The 4,408-nt window shown below is 53.4% G+C and carries 9 protein-coding genes and 1 pseudogene; 5 read left to right on the top strand and 5 right to left on the bottom strand.

The genetic code is table 11. The annotated features are described in order from the left end of the window. Together BCA33_RS17635 and BCA33_RS17630 are read left to right on the top strand one after the other, a co-directional pair. Positions 1 to 348: integrase core domain-containing protein (locus tag BCA33_RS17635; protein ID WP_139173051.1), on the top strand; the 348-nt coding region annotated here is incomplete at its 5' end. Between the two features lie 48 nt (positions 349 to 396). Then, on the top strand, positions 397 to 993 hold the full coding sequence (locus BCA33_RS17630; RefSeq protein ID WP_071267915.1) for an IS3 family transposase: 597 nt from the start codon (positions 397 to 399) through the stop codon (positions 991 to 993). A gap of 43 nt (positions 994 to 1,036) precedes the next feature. On the opposite strand, the gene BCA33_RS17625 is transcribed toward BCA33_RS17630, so the two are convergent. The 5 genes from BCA33_RS17625 to BCA33_RS20005 all read right to left on the bottom strand — a co-directional run bounded on the left by BCA33_RS17625 (position 1,037) and on the right by BCA33_RS20005 (position 3,378). Continuing rightward, positions 1,037 to 1,261 (bottom strand): CcdB family protein, encoded by a 225-nt coding sequence (locus tag BCA33_RS17625; protein ID WP_254774571.1) that lies wholly within the window; start codon positions 1,259 to 1,261, stop codon positions 1,037 to 1,039. 91 nt (positions 1,262 to 1,352) lie between these two features. Continuing rightward, entirely contained in the window at positions 1,353 to 1,598 is a 246-nt protein-coding gene (locus tag BCA33_RS17620; RefSeq protein WP_071267913.1) for a type II toxin-antitoxin system CcdA family antitoxin, read from the bottom strand. A 167-nt stretch (positions 1,599 to 1,765) separates the two neighbouring features. Continuing rightward, entirely contained in the window at positions 1,766 to 2,131 is a 366-nt protein-coding gene (locus BCA33_RS17615) for a hypothetical protein (RefSeq protein WP_071267911.1), read from the bottom strand. 84 nt (positions 2,132 to 2,215) lie between these two features. Further along, positions 2,216 to 2,989 (bottom strand): transporter substrate-binding domain-containing protein, encoded by a 774-nt coding sequence (locus BCA33_RS17610; protein ID WP_071267909.1) that lies wholly within the window; start codon positions 2,987 to 2,989, stop codon positions 2,216 to 2,218. 83 nt (positions 2,990 to 3,072) lie between these two features. Continuing rightward, the gene (locus BCA33_RS20005) at positions 3,073 to 3,378 is read right to left on the bottom strand and encodes a hypothetical protein (RefSeq protein WP_083394814.1); all 306 of its coding nucleotides are present in this window, start codon (positions 3,376 to 3,378) and stop codon (positions 3,073 to 3,075) included. Positions 3,379 to 3,460: 82 nt separating this feature from the next. Here BCA33_RS20005 and BCA33_RS17600 point away from each other — a divergent pair, with 82 nt between their 5' ends. The 3 genes and pseudogenes from BCA33_RS17600 to BCA33_RS22305 all read left to right on the top strand — a co-directional run. Beyond that, positions 3,461 to 3,730, top strand: coding sequence for a CopG family transcriptional regulator (locus tag BCA33_RS17600; RefSeq protein WP_071267905.1), 270 nt, complete (start codon positions 3,461 to 3,463; stop codon positions 3,728 to 3,730). Between the two features lie 61 nt (positions 3,731 to 3,791). Next, entirely contained in the window at positions 3,792 to 4,091 is a 300-nt protein-coding gene (locus tag BCA33_RS17595) for an antibiotic biosynthesis monooxygenase (protein ID WP_254774570.1), read from the top strand. Positions 4,092 to 4,235: 144 nt separating this feature from the next. Next, a pseudogene (locus tag BCA33_RS22305) lies at positions 4,236 to 4,408 on the top strand (type II toxin-antitoxin system RelE/ParE family toxin); the annotation flags it as partial.

Raw genomic sequence — 4,408 nt, 5'->3', positions numbered from 1 at the left:
TCTGAGCGTGTTGTACGGGCCCTGGGTCAGATCATCGAGTGGCGGGGAAAGCCCAGCCAGATCCGCTGTGACAATGGTCCGGAATACATCAGTGCGACACTGGCTGCCTGGGCTGAAAAACAAGGTATTAAACTGGTCTTTATCCAGCCTGGAAACCCGCAGCAGAACGCGTATATCGAGCGCTATAACCGGACTGTCCGCTATGACTGGCTGGCCCAATACCTGTTCCACTCCATTGAAGAGGTTCAGGAATATGCAACGCAGTGGCTATGGACCTACAATAATGAACGGCCCAACATGGCCCTCGGGGGCATTACCCCACAACAGAAATTGGCCATGGTGGCCTAAGCTCTACTTTTGATGCCCTCTTAAAATGGGGGGATTACCAATCGATTGATGAGAGCCCTGGAGATCAAAGCGTCTACCACTGGGCTGTACGCTTGGCGGCCGGGTCAGCACGCGTTTTACAGTTCAGCCGGCAATCAACTCAAAGGCAGTGATGCACCCACAGGCTGCGGGCAACAGTGGGCGGGAGACTTCACCTATCTGAAAACCCGCACTGGCTGGCTGTACCACGCGGCGATCATTGACCTCTTCAGTCGGAAAGTCGTCGGTTGGTCGTTTAGCAGCCGTCGCAATAGCGAGCTGACGAAAAGTGCGTTACGGATGGCGCTGTTGAATGAAACGCCACTATCCGGTTGCCTGTTCCATTCGGATCAGGGCATCGAATACGCGGCTCACGATTACCGGGAACTGCTAGAGACCGCACAAATGGTTCGCAGCATGAGCCGCAAGGGCAATCCGCTGGACAATGCGGCGATGGAATCGTACTTCCACACCCTGAAGGCCGAGTTGGTGCACAAGCGACTGTTCGACACGAAAGTGCAGGCGGTCTCAGAAATCATTCACTACATGATGTTCTATAACCGCGAGCGATTGCACTCGAGCCTGGGCTACCAATCCCCGGAAGATTATGAAAAGCTCAGGGCCTAAAGTGTCTACTAAAGTGGTGCAAGATCACCGCTGAACAAAAGCGTTAAATGCCGGTGACAGCAAGGTCCAGAGCTCCGACAATCTGGTCTCTGAAATGCGAGAGGGAACCAACCGGGTTTTTGAGATGCTTTTCTGGCACAGACGAAATTTGCGGGGTTAGCAGTAAAAGCTCTTGGTCGGCAAAGCTGATTTCCGGCGTGAGTCCTTGCATGGATACGCCACCAAAGGCGGAGCGTTTGCCCAAAGGGATGACGATTCGAGTTGCCAATTCGCTCAGGAGGCTGCTCTGAATATCGACAAGGTAGGATAATGAGTTTTGCTAACTTTGCTCGGATTGGGGTACACATCGAACTGTGACATTAAAACTCCCTGAATTCGTCGCCGAAGCATCCATGTTGTTCGACAAAATCGTTGTAACTTTTTATCGCAGCGCGATTTTCTTCAACCCATTGTGCTGCTTCGCGTTTGGAAAGTTCTTCTTTCAGGGCTCGCTCCAGAGTAGCAGACAGGTTGATGTTGAGTTCCCGAGTCTTGCGCAGTAGATCGCTATTGATTGAGAGGTTAGCTGCTTTTTTGGGTGCGGCTGCATTGTAGAGTTCGGCCATCAGAGCCTCCAGGTGGCTGTTTAATGCACGCCTTAGTTTATGCGCACGCCAATGCGCATTCAAGCATTTAACCAACGGCTGTTGCCGGACGCGCCTGAGCTAGCGCTCCGGCACGCCGCAAAGCCACGGCGTTGATATGACTCCCCACGTCAAGAGGCACGCACCATTCAGCCTTTCAGTTTCGCTTCAAGGTGATTCATAAGTTCGCCCATTTGGTCGCTTGGGCTGAACTCAATTGCCTCGTAATCCTCGTCAACTCTAACCGTGTGTCCTGGCGGCCAGTAGTAAACCTCGCCGGCGTTTACCGTCTCTTCAGTGCCGTCTGCATAGGTCACATGAATGGATCCTTTGACCACGGTTCCCCAGTGCGGGCACTGGCACAGATTGTTCGGTAACCCCTCGAGCAGCGGGGTGGCGTCTGCACCCGCAGGGAACCGGACGCGAGAGACGTTAATATCGCCCCAGTCCTGGCCCTGAAAGCAGACACCGCCCGCTTCGAGACGAGTCGGTAGTTCGTTCTTTGCTTTCTTCATGTGCATTCCTCTCTTCATGTTCTGACGGGACACCCGCCGGGACTTGGCAGATCAGAGCAAGCGCCGGCGATTAGACACTCCCGCCTATCGAAGCCACTGATCGGCGATTCTGTCGTACTCACCCGTTGCTTTGGCAAGGTGAAGCCACTGGTCAATCCAGGCCTTGAAGACCACATCACCCCGGGGCAGCAACCACGCCATTTCTCCATACTGCAGAGGCTTATCAGGGTTGACTGCACACAATCCGGGGCGCAACTTCTCCTGAACGATTGTCTCAACCGATTCGGAAATCATTACGTCCGCATTGCCCTTTAGAATTTCATCGAAAATGGTCGTATTGTCATTAAAGATAACGATCTTGGCCTGCTTGAAGTTGGCCCGTGCGAACCGCTCATTGCTGCCGCCTGGGTTCTCAATCACTGTCACGTTTGGCTGGTCGATGTCGGCCACGGTTTGAAACCGTTCGACGTTCTCACATTTTGTGATCGGTGCCTTGCCATTGACCATGTAAGGTGACGAGAAGAACGCGGTCTTTTGACGGTCGACGGTCACCGATATTCCGCCGACAGCCACATCACACTTCTCGATGAAGTCTGTCATGAGGGTGGGCCACGATGATTTGACGAACTGTGCTTCGACGCCCAACGCTTTGGCTGCCGCCTGCACCAGGTCGATATCAAGGCCTTCGTAGCCACCGTCGGGGCGATGCAGGCTGAACGGCTTGTAATCGCCGGGAGTGCACACCCGTAACTTGCCCTGCGACTGAGCGACATCTAACCGCGAGGTTGCTGAATCCTGCGCAGCTGCAAAAGAAGAAACGAAAAGCGACAATGCGAATATGAAAAGACGGGGCAACATGGCGATCCCTTTCAGTGACCAAGGCTGCTATGCAGCCGTTTGGTGTTATTAGAATCTTAAATATAGCTGTTTATTTGCTTTCGTCATTGGAACAGTGTCACGAAGTCGGCCGCCTTGATCAACCTTGCCATTTCTCGATAGGTGTCGCTGTGGCACATCATCCGTCCTAGTGGTTCCCTGGCATTGGCGTCCAGTCCGCTTGCCACCAAGATGACATCGGGGCAGAAACGCCGCAGGGCCGGCACTACCACCTGCTGCATAGCCTCGAGATAGGCGCCATGGCCACTCCCGGCAGGCAGCGGCAGGTTGAAGTGAGTCGCTTCATAGATCCAGCATGGCTTGTGGAGACAGAAATTGACTGTGTGCTGGGCCAGATTGGTGGAAAGCACTGGTCGACTGTCGTCACATACAGGGAAGGTCGCATCCGCCTGATTTCAGTCAGGCGCTCTCGCAAGAAGGAGGTTGAGCTCTATGAAAGCTAAAGACTTCGATAAAAAATTTGAGGAAGGTCAGAAGGATATCGTTGATGATCTTGATCTTTCCTCTGCTCGCCGCGTCAACCAAGAACAAAAGCGAATCAACGTCGACTTTCCGACTTGGGTTGTAGCGTCGTTGGATCGTGAGGCGGCACGCATTGGGGTTACCCGCCAGTCAATCATCAAAGTGTGGCTGGTTGAGCGCCTTCAAGCAGAAGCTGCTAACAAGCCGCTCAATAGTGACGCCACAGGCGGCGCACATTAGCTGAGCGTTACAAAGCAAGGGAGAGTGCGTAGTTATGATCGCCAGGGAATGGAAATGCCGAGTGCCTGACGCCCACAGCGATGGGTTCACAGGTTATCTTTATGAAACCGGCATCAAGGATTCTTCCGCAACATCGGGCTATATCGGTGCACAGATTCTCCGCCGCTCTCTCACCGGCAAAACTGAACTCACTCTCATCACATACTGGGACAACCTGGAGTCCATTAAGGCGTTTGCTGGTGACGATATTTCCCAGGCACGTTTGTACCCGGAAGATGAGGTTTACGAGCTTGAGCCTGACCTTTCAGTGCAGCACTATGAGGTCATCGAGCATCAGTTTTCACCAGAGCTTCGGGGGTAAACGGGTGCTCTTGCTTTGTAACCAGTCAATCAAGTTCGTTCTGCGGCCTCCACCGGACGTCCCTGTCGGGCCGCCGCTTATTTCAGCGTTACGCCTCGCTGACCTAGCCTTGATTGTTATACGGCAATGCCGTATGTTTTGACAATGCTATTCATCGAAACCTCAACATTTACCAAGTTGTTGCCGAGCTACCTCACGGACGAAGAATATCGTGGGCTCCAAACATACCTTTTGCAGAAGCCTGATGCAGGCGATCTCATCAAAGGGTCTGGTGGTGTTCGCAAGGTTCGCTGGGCGCCAGCCGGATCGGGCAAGAG

The sequence above is a fragment of the Marinobacter sp. AC-23 genome, assembly GCF_001858325.1.
Classification (GTDB): Bacteria; Pseudomonadota; Gammaproteobacteria; order Pseudomonadales; family Oleiphilaceae; genus Marinobacter.
This window is presented reverse-complemented; position numbering and strand designations above follow the sequence as displayed.

Bases quoted from the DNA above. Each gene is read 5' to 3' on its own strand.
- BCA33_RS17630 (WP_071267915.1), top strand. From the start codon at position 397: ATGAGAGCCCTGGAGATCAAAGCGTCTACCACTGGGCTGTACGCTTGG.
- BCA33_RS17620 (WP_071267913.1), bottom strand. From the start codon at position 1,598: ATGGCCGAACTCTACAATGCAGCCGCACCCAAAAAAGCAGCTAACCTC.
- BCA33_RS17615 (WP_071267911.1), bottom strand. From the start codon at position 2,131: ATGAAGAAAGCAAAGAACGAACTACCGACTCGTCTCGAAGCGGGCGGT.
- BCA33_RS17610 (WP_071267909.1), bottom strand. From the start codon at position 2,989: ATGTTGCCCCGTCTTTTCATATTCGCATTGTCGCTTTTCGTTTCTTCT.
- BCA33_RS17600 (WP_071267905.1), top strand. From the start codon at position 3,461: ATGAAAGCTAAAGACTTCGATAAAAAATTTGAGGAAGGTCAGAAGGAT.